The sequence below is a fragment of the Amycolatopsis solani genome (genome assembly GCF_033441515.1).
In the GTDB taxonomy this organism is placed as follows: Bacteria; Actinomycetota; Actinomycetes; order Mycobacteriales; family Pseudonocardiaceae; genus Amycolatopsis; species Amycolatopsis solani.
In genome coordinates this window covers 2349964-2368453 of sequence record NZ_JAWQJT010000003.1, presented here as the reverse complement: position 1 = coordinate 2368453, position 18490 = coordinate 2349964, and the positions used below count along the sequence as shown (strand labels likewise).

The 18490-nt window shown below is 70.4% G+C and carries 15 protein-coding genes; 7 read left to right on the top strand and 8 right to left on the bottom strand.

The features are described 5' to 3' along the window. Nucleotides 1-121: 121 nt before the first annotated feature. The 5 genes from SD460_RS43610 to SD460_RS43590 are packed head-to-tail and all read right to left on the bottom strand — an operon-like array spanning nucleotide 122 to nucleotide 7216. On the bottom strand, nucleotides 122-2620 hold the full coding sequence (locus tag SD460_RS43610) for a LamG-like jellyroll fold domain-containing protein (RefSeq protein WP_290057643.1): 2499 nt from the start codon (nucleotides 2618-2620) through the stop codon (nucleotides 122-124). 28 nt (nucleotides 2621-2648) lie between these two features. Beyond that, a complete protein-coding gene (locus tag SD460_RS43605; protein ID WP_290057642.1) occupies nucleotides 2649-3632 on the bottom strand; it encodes an ABC transporter permease in 984 nt (327 codons plus the stop codon). Beyond that, nucleotides 3629-4591, bottom strand: a complete 963-nt coding sequence (locus SD460_RS43600) for an ABC transporter permease (protein ID WP_290057641.1) — start codon at nucleotides 4589-4591, stop codon at nucleotides 3629-3631. Before SD460_RS43600 ends, SD460_RS43605 begins: the two co-directional genes overlap by 4 nt. Then, nucleotides 4584-6140: a sugar ABC transporter ATP-binding protein gene (locus SD460_RS43595; RefSeq protein ID WP_290057640.1), complete on the bottom strand. Its 1557-nt coding sequence runs from the start codon at nucleotides 6138-6140 to the stop codon at nucleotides 4584-4586. Before SD460_RS43595 ends, SD460_RS43600 begins: the two co-directional genes overlap by 8 nt. Next, nucleotides 6140-7216 carry an ABC transporter substrate-binding protein gene (locus SD460_RS43590; RefSeq protein WP_290057639.1) on the bottom strand — a complete coding sequence of 359 codons (1077 nt, stop codon included), beginning with the start codon at nucleotides 7214-7216 and terminating at the stop codon, nucleotides 6140-6142. The genes SD460_RS43595 and SD460_RS43590 overlap by 1 nt, the downstream gene beginning before the upstream one ends. A 154-nt stretch (nucleotides 7217-7370) precedes the next feature. Between SD460_RS43590 and SD460_RS43585 the strand changes: the two genes are divergently transcribed. Both SD460_RS43585 and SD460_RS43580 read left to right on the top strand, forming a co-directional pair. Continuing rightward, nucleotides 7371-8372, top strand: coding sequence for a LacI family DNA-binding transcriptional regulator (locus SD460_RS43585; protein WP_290057638.1), 1002 nt, complete (start codon nucleotides 7371-7373; stop codon nucleotides 8370-8372). After that, the gene (locus tag SD460_RS43580) at nucleotides 8372-8914 is read left to right on the top strand and encodes a hypothetical protein (protein WP_290057637.1); all 543 of its coding nucleotides are present in this window, start codon (nucleotides 8372-8374) and stop codon (nucleotides 8912-8914) included. The genes SD460_RS43585 and SD460_RS43580 overlap by 1 nt, the downstream gene beginning before the upstream one ends. Before the next feature lie 146 nt (nucleotides 8915-9060). Here SD460_RS43580 and SD460_RS43575 read toward each other — a convergent pair whose 3' ends face one another. Next, on the bottom strand, nucleotides 9061-10224 hold the full coding sequence (locus SD460_RS43575) for an AAA family ATPase (RefSeq protein ID WP_290057636.1): 1164 nt from the start codon (nucleotides 10222-10224) through the stop codon (nucleotides 9061-9063). Nucleotides 10225-10409: 185 nt separating this feature from the next. Between SD460_RS43575 and SD460_RS43570 the strand changes: the two genes are divergently transcribed. From SD460_RS43570 to SD460_RS43555, 4 genes are read left to right on the top strand one after another with little or no spacing between them, the layout of a single operon-like run. Then, nucleotides 10410-12398 carry a CBM35 domain-containing protein gene (locus SD460_RS43570; protein ID WP_290057635.1) on the top strand — a complete coding sequence of 663 codons (1989 nt, stop codon included), beginning with the start codon at nucleotides 10410-10412 and terminating at the stop codon, nucleotides 12396-12398. Further along, a complete protein-coding gene (locus SD460_RS43565; protein ID WP_290057634.1) occupies nucleotides 12367-14676 on the top strand; it encodes a glycosyl hydrolase family 95 catalytic domain-containing protein in 2310 nt (769 codons plus the stop codon). The genes SD460_RS43570 and SD460_RS43565 overlap by 32 nt, the downstream gene beginning before the upstream one ends. Then, nucleotides 14676-15635, top strand: coding sequence for an acetylxylan esterase (locus tag SD460_RS43560; RefSeq protein WP_290057633.1), 960 nt, complete (start codon nucleotides 14676-14678; stop codon nucleotides 15633-15635). The genes SD460_RS43565 and SD460_RS43560 overlap by 1 nt, the downstream gene beginning before the upstream one ends. 27 nt (nucleotides 15636-15662) lie before the next feature. Continuing rightward, nucleotides 15663-16334: a GntR family transcriptional regulator gene (locus SD460_RS43555; protein ID WP_290057632.1), complete on the top strand. Its 672-nt coding sequence runs from the start codon at nucleotides 15663-15665 to the stop codon at nucleotides 16332-16334. 60 nt (nucleotides 16335-16394) lie between these two features. On the opposite strand, the gene SD460_RS43550 is transcribed toward SD460_RS43555, so the two are convergent. Both SD460_RS43550 and SD460_RS43545 read right to left on the bottom strand, forming a co-directional pair. Continuing rightward, nucleotides 16395-16949 (bottom strand): snapalysin family zinc-dependent metalloprotease, encoded by a 555-nt coding sequence (locus SD460_RS43550; protein WP_290057631.1) that lies wholly within the window; start codon nucleotides 16947-16949, stop codon nucleotides 16395-16397. Nucleotides 16950-17121: 172 nt separating this feature from the next. After that, nucleotides 17122-17613, bottom strand: coding sequence for a winged helix-turn-helix transcriptional regulator (locus SD460_RS43545; RefSeq protein WP_290057630.1), 492 nt, complete (start codon nucleotides 17611-17613; stop codon nucleotides 17122-17124). Nucleotides 17614-17714: 101 nt separating this feature from the next. On the opposite strand from SD460_RS43545, the gene SD460_RS43540 reads away from it, so the two are divergent. After that, complete coding sequence (locus SD460_RS43540) at nucleotides 17715-18419, top strand: SDR family oxidoreductase (RefSeq protein WP_290057629.1); 705 nt, start codon at nucleotides 17715-17717, stop codon at nucleotides 18417-18419. Nucleotides 18420-18490 lie beyond the last annotated feature (71 nt).

Genomic DNA, 18490 nt, shown 5'->3' with positions numbered 1-18490 from the left:
CTGAGCCGCCGGGGACGGCGGCTTCGGCAACCACACGCGCGAAGGCGCCGGTTGGTTGGGCCGGGAACGGAAAAATCCGGGGAGGCCGGCGGACCGGCCTCCCCGGATTCGGGGGAACTGCTTACTTGCCGCTGGTGTACAAGGCGCTCACGTCCGCGTCGGACAGCGCCCGGTCGTAGACGTGGACCTGGTCGACGGCCCCGTTGAGGAAGTCGACCGGGTTGCCGCCGTACTGGCCGCGGCCGATCACCGTGTGGCCGGTCGAAGCGTCACCGAGGCAGACGCTCTTCGTGGCCGCCAGCTGGCCGTCCACGTACAGCTTGAGCGTGCCCGCCGCCGCGTCGCGGACGCCGGCCACGTGGTACCAGCGGTTCGCTTCCGGAGCCGTGGGCGCCAGGGCCCGCGTGCCCACGAAGCTCATCGCCAGCCGGTGGTCCTGGCCCGAGTACTGCAGGAAGAACGCGCTGTTGCTCGCGCCGTCCTGGCTGACCACGGTCTGGAAGCCGTCACCCACGGCGTTGAACTTGACCCACGCCGCCGCGCTGTAGCTGCCTTCGGTGTTCACCAGCGCGGCACCCGTGTCGGCGTACTGGCCCGACCCGTTCACCGCCAGCGCCGAACCGCTCTTGCCCGCGGTCCAGGACGCGCCGCCGACGAGCGTGGCGTCGTGGTCGCCGACGCTGTCTGCCGCGGTCGTGCCGGTGTTCTCGTCGAACGGGTAGGCCGCGATGCCGTCGATGCCCGGCGTGCCCTGGGGCACCGAGGGGCCGGAGACCGGAGCACCCGTCGCGCCCTTGATGACCGCGAGGTTCGCCGCGCGGACCGCCGCGAAGTCCATCTTCTTCACCTGCCGGTCGTAGGTGAAGAAGCCGTTGACCTCCTTCTCGACGTCGGTGGTCTGCGTGTAGACGCCGGCCGAGACGCCGCACCGCTGGGCGACCAGCAGGAGACGCTGCTGGAGCTCGCCGTAGCGCCGGGTCAGCGTCGCGCTGTCGGGCTCCATCTCGTAGGCGAAGCTGCCCGCCGCGTCGAACTCGTGGCCCGCGACCTTGAGGCCGAGGCCGCCGTACTCACCGTCGACGGCCGCGCGAGTGCCGGTCTGGATCGGGGTTCCCGGGCCGGTGTAGGTGTGGTCGTCGTAGATGTCGCCCTTACCGCTGTCCGGTTCGGACCTACAGCAGTTGACGCCGGACTCGGCGTTCACCAGGCGCGAGGGATCCCACGACTTGACCTCGTCGGCGATCCGGCCGACTTCGTAGTCGCCCCAGCCCTCGTTGAACGGCACCCACGTGACGATCGACGGGAAGCTGCGGTGCTGGTCGATCATCCGCTTCATCTCGGACTCGTAGTTCACGCGCGACGCGGCCGACGGCTCGACGTCGTCCTTCATCGCCGGCATGTCCTGCCACACCAGCAAACCGAGCTTGTCGGCGTAGTAGTACCAGCGGTCCGGCTCGACCTTGATGTGCTTGCGCACCATGTTGAAGCCGAGCGCCTTCTCCTGCTCCAGGTCGAACTTCAGGGCCGCGTCGGTGGGTGCGGTGTAGATGCCGTCCGGCCAGAAGCCCTGGTCGAGCGGGCCGACCTGCATGACGAACTTGCCGTTGAGCAGCATCCGCTGCTTGCCGTCGGCGGTCTTGCCGACGCTGATCGACCGGATGCCGAAGTACGAACCGACTTCGTCCCCGCCCGACAGCTTCACGCGCAGGTCGTAGAGGAACGGGTCGTCCGGCGACCACAGGTGCGGCCGGTCCACCTTGAGCTTCAACGGCTTGTTCGCGTCACCCGACACGCGTCCGACCGGGCGGCCGTGGTCGTAGGCGACGGCCTCGACGCGCTGCTTGACCGGCCCGCCGACCACGGCGTTCACCGTGACCGAACCACTCGCCACATCGGGGGTGACGTCGAGCCGGTCGATGCGCGCGGACGCCACCGGCTCCAGCCACACGGTCTGCCAGATGCCGGAGGACGGGGTGTAGAAGATGCCGTCGCCGGGCTGGCGCTGCTTGCCGATCGGCTGCCCGCCCTGGTCGTTCGGGTCGGCGACGCCGACGACGACCTCCTGGGACTTCGCCGTGGTCAGCGCGTCGGTGACGTCGACGGACCAGGCGTCGTAGCCTCCGGTGTGGCGGCCGACGGTCTTGCCGTTGACGATCACCGTGGCGTCGTAGTCGACGGCCTGGAAGTGCAGCAGCAGCCGCTGCCCGCCCTTGCCGACCTGCCAGTTCTTCGGGACCTCGAACGTGCGGCGGTACCACATGTTCGTTTCGTGGCGCATGATCCCGGACAGCGCGGACTCGACCGGGTACGGCACGAGGATGCGTTCGCCGAGGGTCTTGCCGACCGGGGCGGCCTCACCCGGGGTCGCCTTGGCGAACTCCCAGACGCCGTTGAGGTTCTGCCACTTGTCGCGGGTCAGCTGCGGCCGCGGGTAGTCGGGGAGGGCGTTCGTGGGGGAGACGTCCTTGGTCCAGGGCGTCGAGAGCGGTGGGGTGAGCCGTTGCCATTGTGGTGCGTCGGCGGCACTCGCGGCGGGCGCGGTGCCGAGGCCGGACACCGCGACGGCGAACGCGGCAGCCGCGGTCAGCCATCTCCGGGTTTTTCGGGCAGGGCGGAACATCGTTGAACCTCCTGGTAGGGGACAGGGGTCAGCGGGTTCGGGAGCGCGCCAGCAGGCGCTGGATCACCACGACGACGAGCAGGAAGGCCCCGCTCACCACCGTCTGGTAGTTGGAGTCGAGGGTGCCGATCTGGTTGATGACGTTCTGGATCAGCGTCCGCAGCAGCACGCCGACGAGCGTGCCGATGATCGTCCCGGCGCCGCCGGTGAGCAGCGTGCCGCCGATGACGACGACCGAGATCGCGTCGAGCTCGGTGCCGACGCCGATCACCGTCACGCCGGACTGCAGGTACGCGGCGGTGAGGACGCCGGCGAACCCGGCCAGCCCGCCGCTGAGGGTGTAGAGGCTGATCTTGGTGCGGGCCACCGGAAGGCCCATCAGCATCGCGGAGTTTTCGGCGCCGCCGATGGCGAACACGGACTGGCCGAACCGGGTGCGGCGCAGCAGGAGCCCGCCGAGCGCGAACAGGATCAGCGTCAGGTACACCGGCACGCCGACGCCGAAGATCGTGCCCTGCCCGAGCCAGAGGAACGCCGAGCCGGGGTCCACTTTGTACGTCGTCGCGCCTTCGGACGTCAGCGCGAGCAGGAGCCCCCTGGCGAACAGGAGCGACGCCAGCGTGACGATGAACGGCGCCATCCCGGTGCGCGCGATGAGCAGGCCGTTGATCAGCCCGATCAGCGAACACACCGCCAGCGGCAGCAGGATCGCCACGAAGATACCGTACTGCGCGCCCCAGGCCGCGAGGACGCCGCCGAGCGCGTAGTTCGAGCCGACCGACAGGTCGATGCCGCCGGAGATGATCACGAACGTCATGCCGAGCGCGATCACCGCGAGGAACGAGCCCTGCAGCACCAGGCTGCGCAGGTTGTCCGCGGTGCCGAAGTGCGGGAACGCGAACCACGCGGCGGCGATCCCGAGCACGAGCACGACGGCCGCGCCCTGGCGTTGCAGTACCCCGGCGAAGGCCGCGTTGCGGGCCGAAACCGGCGTCGCGGACTGTGCTGTCATTTGCTGCTCCGCTCACGCGCGACGTAGACCGCGACGACGATGATGGCCGCCTGGACCATCTGCGCGGTGGAGTCCGGCAGGTTGTGCTTGATCAGGGTGGCTTGCACGAGCTGCATGAGCAGCGCGCCGAACACGGTGCCGAGCACGCGGACCCGGCCGCCGGTCAGCGGCGTGCCGCCGACGACGACCGCGGTGATCGCGGACAGCTCCATCAGCAGGCCGACGTCGCTCGGGTCGCTGGCGCCCAGCCTCGACGTCGCCAGCACGCCGGCGATCGCGGCCAGCGCCCCGGAGATCACGTAGACGCTGACGAGCACGCGCTTCACCGGCAGTCCGGCCAGGGTGCTGGCCGAGCGGTTGCCGCCGACGGCGACCAGGTGGCGGCCGAACGTCGTGCGCTGCACGACCAGCCCGGCCAGCACCGCGAGCACGCCCGCGACGATCACCATGATCGGCACGCCCAGCACGTCCCCGGTGCCCAGCTCCAGGAAGTCCTGGTTGCGCACCTGCACGAGCTGGCCGTGGGCGATCACCAGCGCGAGCCCGCGCCCGCCGACGAGCAGCGCGAGGGTCGCGATGATCGGCTGGATCCCGAGGTAGGCCACCAGGTACCCGCTGAACAGGCCGGACACGACGCCGGCGATGACCGCGACGATGATCGCCGTCAGCGGGCCCGCGCCGAGGTAGAGCGGGATGAGCGCGGCGGCGATCGCCATCACCGAGCCGACCGACAGGTCGATGCCCTCGGTGCCGATCACCAGCGCCATGCCGAGCGCGACGATGCAGACCGGCGACGCCTGCACCAGCTGGGTGCGGAAGTTGGCCGCGGACAGGAAGTTCTCGGTGAAGAAGACGTTGAACAGCAGCAGCACGACGACGGCCAGGTAAACGCCGTAGTTCTGCAGCCACGCGGTGACCTTCGCGCGGTCGGGACTCCTCGTCAGGGTGGCGCTAGACATCGTTGTCACCCTCAGCTGCGATCGCGGTCAGCACGTTCTCCTCGGTGATGCTTTCGCCGGTCAGCTCGCCGACGACCGAGCCGTCGCGCAGCACGACCACGCGGTCGGAGCCGTCGATGAGCTCTTCCAGTTCGGACGAGATGAGCAGCACGCCGAGCCCTTCCTGCGCGAGTTCGTCGATCAGCGCCTGGACTTCCGCTTTGGCACCGACGTCGATGCCGCGCGTCGGCTCGTCGAGCAGCAGGATCTTCGGGCCGGTGGCGAGCCAGCGGGCGAGCAGCACCTTCTGCTGGTTGCCGCCCGAGAGCTCGGACACCTTCTGCTCCGGGCTCGCGGCCTTGATCCGCAGGCGCTCCATGAAGATCTTCACGATCTTGTCCTGCTTGGCCTTGCTGACCAGGCCGAACGGCGAGAGCGTCGGCAGCGCGGCGAGGACGATGTTCTCGCGGACCGACAGGTTCGGGATGATCCCGTCGGTCTTGCGGTCCTCGGCCAGCAGCGCGATCCCGGCCCGCATGGCGGCCTTGATCTTGCCTTTCTTGAGCGGTTTCCCGGCGAGCAGCACGGATCCGCCGTCGAGGGGGAACGCGCCGACGATGGCCCGCGCGGTCTCGCTGCGGCCGGAGCCGAGCAGGCCGGCGAGGCCGACGACCTCGCCCGGCCGGATGCTCACCGAGACGTCGTGCAGCCGCCGCATACCGCTCAGGTGCTCGGCCTTCAGCAACGGTTCGCGCTCGACGTCGTGCTCTTCGCCGAACGCCGTGACGCCTTCTTCGCGGATCTGCTTGATCTCCCGGCCGAGCATCTTGGACACGAGCTCGATGCGCGGCAGGTCCTTCAGCGGTCCACTGTGGACGACCCGGCCGTCGCGCAGCACGGTGACGCTCTGGCAGACCCGGTACAGCTCGTCCATGCGGTGGCTGACGTAGACGATCGCGATGCCTTCGCCGTGCAGGCGGTTCAGCACTTCGAAGAGCGTCTCGACCTCGCGCGGCTCGAGCGACGACGTCGGTTCGTCCATGATGACGACCTTGGCGTCGGTCGAGACCGCGCGCGCGAGCGCGACCATCTGCTGCGCGCCGACCGCCAGGGTGTGCAGCGGGCGCTTGACGTCGTCGTCGATGCCGTAGCCCTTGAGCAGCTCGCGGGCGTCGGCGTACATCTTCGACCAGTCGACCAGGCCGGCTTTCGTGCGCGGTTCGCGGCCGAGGAAGACGTTGCCGGCGATGCTCATCAGCGGGACGAGGTTGACCTCCTGGTAGATCGTGGAGATCCCGGCGCGCTGCGCGTCGATCGGCTGCTTGAACGTGACGGGGGCGCCGAGGTGGCGCACCTCGCCCTCGTCCGGCTGGTAGACGCCGGTGAGGACCTTGATCAGGGTGGACTTCCCCGCGCCGTTCTCGCCGACCAGCGCGTGCACTTCACCGGGCCGCAGCGCGAAGCTGACGTCGTCGAGCGCGAGGGTGCCGGGGAACCGCTTGGTCACCCCGGCCACCTCGAGCACCGGTGCGGTCGTCATGGCGACGTCCTCTTCGGTGGCTGCCGTCATCAGTACGCGTTCCCGACCTTCTGGGCCGCGTTGGTCTCGTCGTACTGGTCGTCGGTGATCACGATGCTCGCCGGGATGGCTTCGCCGGCCTCGAACTTCTGCAGCGTCTGGAAGGCCAGCGGGCCGAAGCGCGGGTTCGACTCGATCACGGCGTTGTAGCTGCCGTCGGCGATGAGCTGCACGGCGTTGCGGGTGCCGTCGATCGAGACGACCTTGACGTCCTTGCCCGGCGTCTTGCCCGCGGTCTTGAGCGCGTTGACCGCGCCGACGCCCATTTCGTCGTTCTCGGCGTACACGGCGGTGATGTCCGGGTGGCTCTGGATGAGCTGCTCCATCACGGCCTGGCCCTTGGAGCGGTCGAACTCGCCGGTCTGCTCGGCGACCACGGACAGTCCGGGCGTCTTCGCCAGCTCGTCCTTGAAGCCGGAGGTGCGGTCGGTGGTGACGTTGTTGCCGGACGCGCCGAGCAGGATCGCGACCTTGCCGGTGCCGCCGGTGACCCGCGCCATCTCCTGCGCCGCGCGCTTGCCCTGCTCGACGAAGTTGGAGCCGATGAAGGTCAGGTAGTCGGTGCAGGGCTGCGAGGTGACCTTGCGGTCGATGGTGACGACCGGGACCTTCTTGGCCTTCGCGGCGTCGAGGGCTGGCTGGAGGCCGTCGGAGTTCAGCGGCGCGACGACGAGCAGCTGGGCGCCGCGGTCGAGCATCGACTTGATGTCGCTGATCTGCTTGTTGAGGTCGCTCTGCGCGTTGGTCACGAGCAGCTTGTCGCCGGCGATGCCGAGCTTGGCGGCTTCGTCCCTGATGGACTGCGTCTCGGCGATCCGGAAGGGATTGGCTTCCTTTTCGGACTGTGAGAAACCGACTACCGCGGTCTTCAGGTCGACCTTGGGGTAACCGGTCTTTTCGAGCGTGCAGCCGTCGGCGCTCGGCGCGACGGACTGCGCGGACGCGGCGGGACCGCCCCCGTTGGAGGGAGCGGCGGGGGTCTCTTCCCTGCTGGTGCAGGAGGTGAGCGCGAGCGCGGCGGCGGCCGCGGTGGCGGCGACCAGGAGGGGGCGGGTGGACAGAGGCACGGTGACTCCTCGGGCAGCGACGGTGGGGCCCGCTCACCGGGGTGATCGGAGTCACCGCGGGAGCCTTGAGGTACTTTTTACATCGTTGGAACAACGTTGTAAACCGGCAAATTGTCGCTATGCTGCGTGCTCAACACCTGAGAAGGAGCCGCCCGTGACCGTGACGCTCAAGGACGTCGCCACGTTAGCCGGAGTATCGGTGAAGACGGTGTCGAACGTCGTGAACGGCTACGCCTTCGTCAAGCCGGAAAACCGGCGGCGGGTGGAGGAAGCCCTGGCGGCGACGGGGTACCGGCCCAACGTCGGGGCCCGGAACTTGCGTCGCGGCCGCACGGGGTTCCTGGCGCTGATGGTGCCGGAGCTGTCGATCCCGTACTTCGGCGAGCTGGCCGGCCTGGTCATCACGGCGGCCCAGAAGCGCGGCTGGAGTGTCTTGATCGAACAGACCCAGGGCACCCGGTCGCGCGAGCGCGAGACGTTGTCCTCGCTGGGCCCGCACCTGGTCGACGGCGCGCTGGTGCACCCGGAAGCCTTGGAGGCGGCGGACTTCCCGTCCCCGGGCGAGATCCCGCTGGTGATGCTGGGCGAGCACGCGGTGGACGTCCCGATCGACCACGTGGCGATCGACAACGTCCTGGCCGCCCACACGGCGGTGTCCCACCTGGCGTCCCTGGGGCGGACGCGGATCGCGGCCATCGGGCGCAATCCCGCCCGTGGCACGTCTTCCCAGCGCCTGGCGGGCTACCGCTCGGGCTTGTCGGCCGCCGGTCTGTCCTTTTCGGACGAACTGGTGGCGCCGGCGGAGAAGTGGCACCGCTCGGTCGGCTCGGCGGCGATGAAGGCCCTGCTGGCGCTGCCCGCCCCGCCCGACGCGGTGTTCTGCTTCAACGACCTGCTGGCGATCGGCGCGATGCGAGCGGTGGCGGAGCTGGGCCTGCGGGTGCCGGAGGACGTGGCCATCGTGGGCTTCGACAACAACGAAGAGAGCGCGTTTTCGTTGCCATCGCTGACGACGATCGCCCCGGACAAGGCGGCACTCGCGGAGGCGGCGATCGACCTGGTGAACCGGCGGATCACGGGGGACAAGGCGTTGCCGGCCCAGGACATCCAGACGCCGTTCGCACTGGAGATCCGGGAAAGCACCCGGGGCCGCTGATGTGGGAGCTGCGCACCCCGGCGGGTTTCGACCGGCTCGACTGGGCGGAGGCGTCCTCCCGCGGCGTGGTCCTGCACGCGCAGCTGGCGTTCGGCGACCGGCGGTTCCCGATGATGCTGTTCGACCCGACCCGGATCGTCCAGGTCGCCGAGGACGAGCTGTACTACGACGTGAACGTCGTGGTGGTACCGGAAGTGACGCGCGAGGCGGCGGAGGAGGAGATCGCCCGCCTGGCGGCGGAGGGCCGGTTCGACTGGCTGCTTTCGCTCGCGACCGCACCCGCGGGCGAGTGGTCCCTGTCGGACGGTGACCTGCGCTGCGGCGACCGGCGGTTCCCCCTGCGGGTGTACTCGCCGGAGGAGCTGGCGGTCGCACTCGGGTGGGCGGACCTCGAAACCACCCATTGGTTCGGCAACCACCCCCGGCCGACGCGCTTCTACGCGGAGAACTTGCTGGTCCTCCCGTCGTCCGAGCCGGACTCGGTGGCGGAGGCGGTCTCCCGGCTGGCCGCTGATGGTTTCCTGGACTGGCTGCCGGAGTGATCAGCAAGGCGCGACGGCCCCGGTCACGCACCAGCTGGCCCGGAACTCCGGCTTGCGGTGGCGTCTTGAATGAGTCATTCAGGTCTTGGGAGGTCCTGAATGAGTCATTCAAGACCTTTGCCGAGCTGGTCGGGCCGCGAGCAGTGTCAGCGCGCCGGCCAGTGCCACGAAGGGCGGTCCAACCTCCCTTGCCCCACCAGCTTCGTCTCCCCGTACTCCTTCTCCAGCTCCACCATCCCCACCTCCGTCACCTCGGCCAGCGCCCGGATCAGCGCAGCCGCGTGCGAGACCACCAGTACCTGGGTCTCCTTCGCCGCCGTGGCGATCAACGCCGCCAACGCCGGCAGCAAGTCCGGGTGCAGTGACGTCTCAGGTTCGTTCAGCACCAGCAACTCCGGGGGCCGCGGGGTCAGGAGGGCCGCCACCCACAGCAGGTACCGGAGCGTTCCGTCCGACAGCTCCGCCGCCGACAGCGGGCGCAGCAAGCCGTGCTGGTGGAAGCGGAGGGACAGTGTCTCGTCCGTCGGGACCACCGACAGGCGTGAGCCGGGGAAGGCCGCGTCCACCAGGGATTCCAGGTCCGGGGCGCGGCCCGCTTCGATGATCGTCTGCAGGGCCGCCGCCAGGTCGGCGCCGTCGTTCGACAGGACGAACGTGCGGGTGCCCGGCCGGGATTGGCGGGCCGGGGCCGCCGCGTCCGTGCGGAAGTGGTCGTAGAAGCGCCACGAACGGATGCGCTCGCGCAGGACCAGCAGTTCCGGACACGCGCGCGGGTCCGCGAACTCGCTCAGCATGCTGTCCGACAGCCGGATGTCGAACCGCTCCTCGCCCCACGCGCCGGACGCGACCCGGGTGCGGACCGTCGGGCCGGCCCGGTCGGCGAGCAACGCACCCGGCCGGAGGACCGGGCCCGCCCACACCGCTTCGCGCTTGAACTCCGGGTCCAGGTTGAACACCGTCTCGGCCGGCACCGGCAGGCCGAGGTCGAGCGCGTAGCCGAACTCGTCGCCCGCGAAACCCAGGCGGAGGCCGACCGCCTTCGACCGGACCGTGCCCTGGACCGGGGCGCGGCCTTCGCGCACCGCGCGGCCGACCGTTTCCGGGCCGGCCCACAACGTCGACGGCAGACCGCCTTCGCGGGCCAGCGCCGCCACCGCGCCGTTGCGGGACGCGTCGGCCAGCAGGCGCAACGCGCGGTAGAGGCTCGACTTGCCGCTGCCGTTCGGGCCGGTGACCACGGTCAAGCCGGACAGCGGCAGCACGAGGTCGCGCAGCGAGCGGTAGTTCGAAACGGCCAGCGTGGTCAGCATGCCCCGAACCTAGCCACCACCCCCGACAATCCCAGATTCGTCCGATCTTTGTCCTGCCGGAGCATTGACATCGATGAGCTGGACCAGCCAGAATCGGCAACCGTCGATCCTATAGGATCCACGGTCGCGTACGAGAACGCCGTGGTCCTCCGATGTCTGACGTACCCGACCTCGAAGGAGTGGTCATGGCCGCACGCGGCAGACGGGCACTGGGTGCCCTCGCCGGCCTGACGGTGCTCGCGGGCCTGCTCACGGCTCCCCAAGCCACGGCAGCCGAAGAGCAGCAGCCCGTCGCGCAGAAGCCGTACCTGGGCTGGAGCAGCTGGAGCCTCGAGTCGACGAACTACCCCGGCGTCAACCCGACCGGCCCGGCCAGCTGGCTCACCGAGGCCCACGTCCTCCAGCAGGCCGACGTCCTCGCCGCGAAGTTCAAGCAGCACGGCTACACCTACGTCAACATCGACGCGGGCTGGGCAAGCGGCTTCGACGAGTACGCCCGCCCGGTCGTCAACCCCGCGACGTTCCCGGACGGCATGAAGTACGTCGCCGACTACGTCCACCGCAAGGGCCTCAAGCTCGGCTCCTACCTCGCCGTCGGCCTGGATCTGAAGGCTTACAACGACGGCAAGTCGCCCATCGCGGGCACTGCGGACTGCCACACCGGGGACCTCGTCTACCCGGACCTGCGCAAGACCAACGGCTGGGACTCCGCCTACAAGATCGACTTCGCGAACCCGTGCGCGCAGTCCTATGTGGACTCCGTGGCGAAGCTGCTGGCCGGCTGGGGCGTCGACTTCCTCAAGCTCGACGGCGTCGGCCCCGGCTCCTTCAAGGGCGGCGAGAACTACACCAACACCACCGACGTCGAGGCGTGGCACCAGGCGATCGCCAAGACCGGCCGCCCGATGGAGTTCGTCGTCTCCTGGGCGCTCAGCCACCGCCAAGCCGACGTCTGGAAGGCGAACACCAACGGCTGGCGCGTCGACACCGACGTCGAGTGCTACTGCGACACCCTGGTCACCTGGGACAACTCGGTCAAGCAGCGCTGGAACGACGTCGTGCAGTGGATCCCCGACGCCGGGCCCGGGCACTGGAACAACCTCGACTCCGTCGACGTCGGCAGCGGCAAGATGGACGGGCTCACCGAAGCCGAGCGCCAGAGTTACCTGACGCTGTGGGCCATCGAAGCCGCGCCGCTCTACATCGGCGACGACCTGACCCAGCTCGACGACTACGGCGTCGAGCTGCTCACCAACGACGAGGTCATCGCGGTCAACCAGGCCGGCGTCCCGGCCAAGCCGGTGAGCCGGACGACCGACCAGCAGGTCTGGTACAACCGCAACGCCGACGGCAGCTACACGGTCGCGCTGTTCAACCTCGCCGCCACGCCCGCCCGCGTCGGCGCGGACTTCGCGCAGCTCGGCATCGGCGGCCCGGTCGAGATCCGCGACCTCTGGGCGCACAAGAACGTCGGCACCGCTTCGGCCGACCTGCCGGCGCACGGGTCCCGGCTGTTCAAGGTCACCCCGCGCGACCGCAACGCCCTGGCCGCCCCGGCCGTCGTGCACGGCACCGCGGCCACCGGCACCAGCGTCTCCCTGGCCTGGGACGCCTCCAAGGGCGCGCAGAACTACGACGTCCTCGTGAACGGCCGCAAGGTCACCACGTCGACCGGCCCCGGCGCCACGGTCACCGGCCTCAAGCCGTCGACCGCGTACGACTTCACGGTGGTCGCGAACCAGTGGCCGGGTCGCTCGTCCGCGCCCAGCAAGAAGATCAGCGTGACGACACCCGCCGCCGACGGGCCCAAGGCCTACGAGGCCGAGAACGGCAGCCCCCAAGGCGGCGCGACCGTCTACGACTGCGCCTGCTCGGGCGGCAAGAAGGTCGGCTACCTCGGCGGCAGCGGCTACGTCGTGCTGCCGGCGGTGACCGTGCCGCAGGCGGGCACCTACCTCCTGCGGCTGTCCTACGTGGACGGTGACTCCAGCCGGACCGGCATCGTCACCGTGAACGGCACCTCGTTCCCGCTGCCGGTCGACGGGAGCAACGACAACGACTGGAACACGCCGCAGAGCGTCACCGTCCCGGTGTACCTGCGGGCCGGGGCCAACACCGTCCAGATCGGCAACCAGGCAGGCTATGTCTACGACGTCGACAAGATCACCGTCTAGGCGGGGCGATCTCCTGCTCTCCTGGCCGCGTCCGGCGACCGACTGGACCGAGGCGATGCCGCTCGGCAACGGCCGGCTCGGCGCGATGGTCTTCGGGGGCACCGGCCGCACGCGGATCCAGGTCAACGACGCCACCGTGTGGTCCGGCACGCCCGGCGGCCCGGCCGCCGCGCTGGCGGACCTGGACGCCGGGCCGGAGCAGCTCGCCGAGGTGCGGGAAGCCGTGTTCGCAAAGGACTTCCGGCGGGCCGAAGAACTCCTGATGGCGTTCGAAGGCCCGTACAGCCAGGAGTTCCTGCCCTACGTCGACCTCTGGCTGACGCTGCCCGATGGCACCTCGCACGGCCGGACGCTGAACCTGGACAGCGGCGTCGCGACCGAGCGGCTGACCATCGACGGCCAAGACGTCGTGCGCACGACCTGGGTGAGCCGTCCGGCGCAGGTTCTGTGCGTCGCGCTTTCCGGCTGGACCGAGGTCGACGTCGCTCTGTCGACACGGCTGCGCGAGGTCTCGCGCGACGGCCTGGACCTGGGCATCGAGATCCCGATCGACGGTGCGCCAAGGCACGAACCGCAGGTGGCGGAACCGCTGCGGTACGGGACCGCCGAGGGGTACGACCCGTTCGGCGCGGTCTCCGTCCGGGTCGCCCGGACCGAAACCGCCGTCTTGGTCGTCCTGGCCAGTTCGACCAGCGCGTACGACGCCTGGATCGGCGACCGGCAGCACACCCGCGAGGAGCACCGGCGGCGCGCGGCGGTCTTCGCCGAGCAGGCCGTCGCGACCGGAGCCGCCGAGCTGGGGCGAGCGCACGAAGCCGATCTGCGGCCCCTGCTGGCGGCAGCGACGGTGCGGATCGGCGAGCGGCGGGGCGGCACCCACGACGTCGCGGAACTCCTGTCCGGGGTGGACGACCAGCTCACCGCGACCGTGCTCTTCCAGTACGGGCGCTACCTCCTGGCGAGTGCGTCCCGGCCCGGCGCGCCCCCGGCGAACCTGTCGGGCATCTGGAACGACGACCTCCGCCCGGCCTGGTCGTCGAACTACACGGTCAACATCAACACGCAGATGAACTACTGGGCCGCCGAGACGACCGGGCTCGGCGAGTGCCACCAGCCGCTGTTCGACCTGCTCGGCAAGCTCGCGGTCACCGGCGCCGGCGTCGCGCGCGAACTGTACGGCTGCCGCGGCTGGGTCACCCACCACAACACCGACCCGTGGGGCTGGGCGCTGCCGGCCGGGATGGGCCACGGCAACCCGTCGTGGGCGCTGTGGCAGCTGGGCGGCGCGTGGCTGGTCCAGCACGCCTGGGACCACTACGACTTCACGCGCGACCGCGCCTTCCTCGAACGGACGGCGTGGCCGTTGCTGCGCGGCTGCGCCGAATTCTGCCTGGACTGGCTGGTGGAGCACGACGGTTTCCTCGACACCTGCCCGTCGACGTCACCGGAGAACCTGTTCCTTTCGGACGCTGGGACGAAGGAGTCGCTCACGTATTCGGCGACCATGGACCTCGTCCTGATCCGCGCGGTGTTCGAGCGGAGTCTCGCCGCCGTGGAGACGCTCGGCGGCTACGACCCGGTGTGCACCGAGATCGAGGCCGCGCTGCCCCGGCTGCGCCCGCTGCCCGTGCTGCCCGATGGGCGGCTGGGGGAGTGGGCCGAAGACCGGCCCGAAGCGGACCCGGCCCACCGGCACCTGTCCCACCTGGTCGCGTTGTACCCACTGGGGCAGCTCGATACCCCGGAGCTGGTGGAAGCGGCCCGGCGCGTGCTGGACCGGCGGGGGCCGGGTGCGATGGGCTGGTCCTGGGCCTGGAAGATCGCGCTGCGCGCCCGGCTCGGCGACGGCGAGACCGCGCGGAAACTGCTGAGCGAGGCGACCCGGCCGTTCACCGGCGACCGCCACCGCGACGCCCCGGTCGACGGCTCCGAGTGGGGCGGGCTGCTGCCCAACCTGTTCAGCACGCACCCGCCGTTCCAGATCGACGGCAACTACGGCTTCCCGGCCGGGCTGGCGGAACTGCTGGTGCAGAGCCAGAACGACGTGCTCTCGCTGCTGCCCGCGTTGCCGGCGGACTGGCGGGACGGCGAGGCCGGCGGCCTGCACTGCCGCGGCGGGCTCGCGGTCGACCTCGAGTGGCGCGACGGCGAACTGCGGTACGCCGTCGTCCGGCGGCTCTCCGGCAACCCGGCCGAGCCGGTCCGGGTGCGCTACCGCGGCCGCGAAACCGAGCTGCGGCTGCGGGCCGGCGAATCGACCGTCCTGAAAGGACTCTGATGCTGACCGACCTCGGCCGTGAAGCGCTGTGGGCGTACCGCAGCGACTACCGGGCACCTGCGGACTTCGACGCCTTCTGGGCCTCGACGCTGACCGAAGCACGCGGGCACGACATCGACGTGCGCGTGACGCCGGTCGAGACGCCGCTGCGCACGCTGGACGTGTTCGACGTGACGTTCGCCGGGTTCGGCGGCCACCCGATCCGCGCCTGGCTGCGACGGCCCCGCGGCGCGACCGGGCCGCGGCCCGCGATCGTCCAGTTCCACGGCTACGGCGGTAGCCGGGGAAGTGCGCTCCAGGAGCTGCACTGGGCGTCCGCCGGGTACGCGCACCTGCAGGTCGACATCCGCGGCCAGGGCGGGGTGACGCCGGACCCGGCCGGCAGCGGGCCCGCCTACCCGGGGCACCTGACCCGCGGCATCGAGAGCCGCGAAACCTACGTCTACCGGCGGATCTTCACCGACGCGGTCCGGGCGGTCGACGCCGTGCGCACGCTCCCCGGAGTCGACCCGGCGCGGGTCGCGGTGCTCGGCAACAGCCAGGGCGGCGGCATCGCGCTGGCCACCGCGGGACTGGTGCCGGACGTCGCGGCGCTGCACGCGCAGGCGCCGTTCCTGTGCGACTTCCGGCGCGCGAGCCTGATCGGCGGCGAACGCCCGTACGTCGAGCTGTCGCGCTACCTGGCCGACCGCCGGGACGCCGTCGAGCGGGTCTTCGCGGTGCTGGCCTACTTCGACGGGATCGGGTTCGCCGCGCGCGCCGAGGCGCCCGCCTGGTTCAGCGCCGGGCTGATGGACGGCATCGTGCCGCCCTCGACCGTCTTCGGCGCCTACCACGCCTACCGGGGTCCGAAGGAGATCGGCGTCTGGGACTACAACGGCCACGAAGCCGGGGGAGCCGACGACCTGCGTGCGGTGCTCGACGCGTTCGGCCCGCTGCTCGAACCCGCCGGGCAGTAACCTGGACCGACGATCGAGAGGGGATCGATGACGGGCGAACGGCGGCTCGAGGCCCTGCCGGGCAGGCAGGTGCTGGCCGACGGCGTCTACGAGCAGATCCGGGCGCTGATCATGAACGACGGCATCGAGCCGGGCGCGCGGGTCAACATCGACGAGATCGCCCGCGAGCTCGGCGTCTCGGGCACCCCGGTCCGCGAGGCGCTGGCCCGGCTCGAGTCGGAGGAGCTGGTCAGCAGGCTCCCGCTGCGCGGCTACCGCGTCACGGAACTGCTGGACCGCAAGGAAGTCGACGACATGTACGCGCTGCGCCTGCTGCTGGAGCCGCCCTCGGCGGCCCTGGCGGCGGCCGCGATGTCGGACGCTCATGTGGCGGCGTTGGAAGCGGAACTGGCGACGTGCCCGGCGGTCCCGGCGGAAGACGCGTACAAGGACTACAAGGCGCTGACCGCGCACGACCAGCGGCTCCACGAGCTGATCCTGCGCCTGGCCGGCAACGCGGCGGTCGAGCAGGCGTTCGCCCGCACCCACTGCCACCTGCACTTCTTCCGCCTGAACTACAACCAGCCGTTCGGCGAGCAGACGATCACCGAGCACCGGGCGATCGTGGACGCCCTGGTGGCGGGCAACGCGGCGGCGGCCAGGAAGGCGATGACGGACCACCTCGAGGTGGCGCGGGACAGGCTGCTGTCGCGGCTGTGACACACGAAGGCCGCACCGGGCGTACCCGGTGCGGCCTCCCCCGACGACGTCAGACGCTGGTCACTTGACCGGCATCGTCACCTCGTAGACGCGGGTCGGCGCCTTGCGGGCGCCCGCGAAACCGTTGGCCCACAGGGATTCCACCTGCGAGGACTCTTCGGAGTTCGGGTTCGCGTTGGTGCAGGACGGGCCGGGGCCGCCGCCCGACATCAGTTCCGAGCACGGGCCCTCGTAGTGGTCCGGGAGGCCCAGCGCGTGGCCGGTCTCGTGGGCCGCGATGCGGGTCTGGTTGTACTGCTCGGCCTGGGTGTAGTCGATGAAGATCGTGCCGCTGCCGTGGCCGTCGGTCTGGGCGTACGAGCCGCGCGGGTCGTTGCCCTCCGTGTAGTGCAGCGACGCGCCCGAGGAGCTTTCCTCGAGCTTGACGTTCGAGACCGCCGCGTTCCAGTTCGCCGCGCCCGCGTTGATCACGTCGCGGAAGGTGGGGGCGTCCGAGGTGTCGTAGTAGACGACCGTGGCCGCTTCCGGAGCTGCGAAGGCCGGGCCGGCCGTCAGCGGGGTCGCGATCATCGCCAGTGCGACGGCGGCACCGGGCAGCAGGTACTTCCGGGACATCGGGACTCCTTGCCGTGGGGAATTTGCCGGGTTTGCGCGCGCTGGGTGTCGAACTTACGGAATCCCCGGGCTCTTGTGACCCGACTTTCGTACTGCGCTGCGAACGGTGAATTACCAACCATCGCGGAGTCTTGACATGCACGATCGTGCATACCAGGATGCGCCGTCCGGCTCAGCCGACGGGGTCGGCCAGCGGGATCTCGCCCCGGCTGAGCCAGGATCCGCGCCACGCCAGATCGTCCCTGACCAGCGCTTCTCCGCAGTTGTCGCACTTCTCGCCCGGCCGGGTGAGCTGCCCGCAGCCGGCGTGCACCAGCTGCATCGGGCCGTACGCGCTCTTGGCCGAAGTGTGCGCGTCACCCCACGCGCCGAGGGCGTGCAGCACCGGCAGCGCGTCCGAACCGGCCTGGGTCAGGCGGTACTCGTGGCGGGTGCGGCCGCCGTCGCGGTAGGGGAGCTTCGTCAGCAGGCCGCGCTCGACGAGCTTCGCCAGCCGGGTCGTCAGCACGTTGTCGGCGATGCAGAGCTGGCTCCGGAAGTCTTCGAAGCGGGTGGTGCCCGCGGTCGCGTTGCGCAGGATCAGCAACGTCCACGGCTCGCCGAGGACGTCGGCGGCGCGGGCGATCGGGCAGGAGTTCTCCTCCCAGGTGGTCCGGCGGCTCATGGTGTGATCCCTCCTACCTGGCTTGCTTGGAGCAAGTCTACGCCGTACAGTCGGCCGCAGCTAGCTTGCAACGAGCAAGCCAGGTGCGAGAGGAGTTCGCCATGGACATCAAGGGTGCGGTGGTGCTGGTCACCGGAGCGAACCGCGGGCTCGGCCGTCAGTTCGCCGCCGCGTTGCTCGAGCGCGGGGCGGCCAAGGTCTACGCCGCCGCGCGGAACCCGGAGTCGGTCGACCTGCCGGGCGTGGTCCCGCTGCGGCTCGACGTGACCGATCCGGCGTCGATCCGCGAAGCCGCCGCGGCCGCCGGCGACGTCACGCTGCTGGTCAACAACGCCGGTTCGTCGACCGGGGCGTCGCTGCTCGGCGGGTCGCTGGACGACATCCGGCTGGAGATGGACACGCACTACTTCGGCACGCTGGCCGTGACGCGCGAGTTCGCGCCGATCCTGGCGCGCAACGGCGGCGGCGCGGTCCTCAACGTCCTGTCGGTGCTTTCGTGGTTCACCGCACCGCAGGTCGCGGCGTACTCCGCGGCGAAGGCGGCGGCCTGGTCGCTGACCAACGCGCTGCGCCTGGAGCTCGCGCCGCAGAAGACGCAGGTGACCGCGCTGCACGTCGGCTACATGGACACCGACATGGCCAAGCACGTCGACGGCCCGAAGATCGACCCGGCGTTCGTGGCCGGGCTCGCGCTCGACGGCGTCGAAGCGGGCCGGTTCGAGGTGCTCGCCGACGACCTCAGCCGGAACGTCCGCGCCGGGCTGGCCGGCGAACTCCCGGGGCTGTACCCGGCGCTGGTTTCCTGACCATTCGGAATGCGGTTTCCGGCACCCCGGAATGCCGGGCCGATCAACCCGGGCGTATTAATGTGCGGGTG

Excerpts from the sequence above, each read along its gene's own strand:
- SD460_RS43610 (WP_290057643.1), bottom strand. The coding sequence starts at position 2,620 with ATGTTCCGCCCTGCCCGAAAAACCCGGAGATGGCTGACCGCGGCTGCC.
- SD460_RS43605 (WP_290057642.1), bottom strand. The coding sequence starts at position 3,632 with ATGACAGCACAGTCCGCGACGCCGGTTTCGGCCCGCAACGCGGCCTTC.
- SD460_RS43600 (WP_290057641.1), bottom strand. The coding sequence starts at position 4,591 with ATGTCTAGCGCCACCCTGACGAGGAGTCCCGACCGCGCGAAGGTCACC.
- SD460_RS43595 (WP_290057640.1), bottom strand. The coding sequence starts at position 6,140 with ATGACGGCAGCCACCGAAGAGGACGTCGCCATGACGACCGCACCGGTG.
- SD460_RS43580 (WP_290057637.1), top strand. The coding sequence starts at position 8,372 with ATGTGGGAGCTGCGCACCCCGGCGGGTTTCGACCGGCTCGACTGGGCG.
- SD460_RS43575 (WP_290057636.1), bottom strand. The coding sequence starts at position 10,224 with ATGCTGACCACGCTGGCCGTTTCGAACTACCGCTCGCTGCGCGACCTC.
- SD460_RS43570 (WP_290057635.1), top strand. The coding sequence starts at position 10,410 with ATGGCCGCACGCGGCAGACGGGCACTGGGTGCCCTCGCCGGCCTGACG.
- SD460_RS43565 (WP_290057634.1), top strand. The coding sequence starts at position 12,367 with ATGTCTACGACGTCGACAAGATCACCGTCTAGGCGGGGCGATCTCCTG.
- SD460_RS43560 (WP_290057633.1), top strand. The coding sequence starts at position 14,676 with ATGCTGACCGACCTCGGCCGTGAAGCGCTGTGGGCGTACCGCAGCGAC.
- SD460_RS43555 (WP_290057632.1), top strand. The coding sequence starts at position 15,663 with ATGACGGGCGAACGGCGGCTCGAGGCCCTGCCGGGCAGGCAGGTGCTG.
- SD460_RS43550 (WP_290057631.1), bottom strand. The coding sequence starts at position 16,949 with ATGTCCCGGAAGTACCTGCTGCCCGGTGCCGCCGTCGCACTGGCGATG.
- SD460_RS43545 (WP_290057630.1), bottom strand. The coding sequence starts at position 17,613 with ATGAGCCGCCGGACCACCTGGGAGGAGAACTCCTGCCCGATCGCCCGC.
- SD460_RS43540 (WP_290057629.1), top strand. The coding sequence starts at position 17,715 with ATGGACATCAAGGGTGCGGTGGTGCTGGTCACCGGAGCGAACCGCGGG.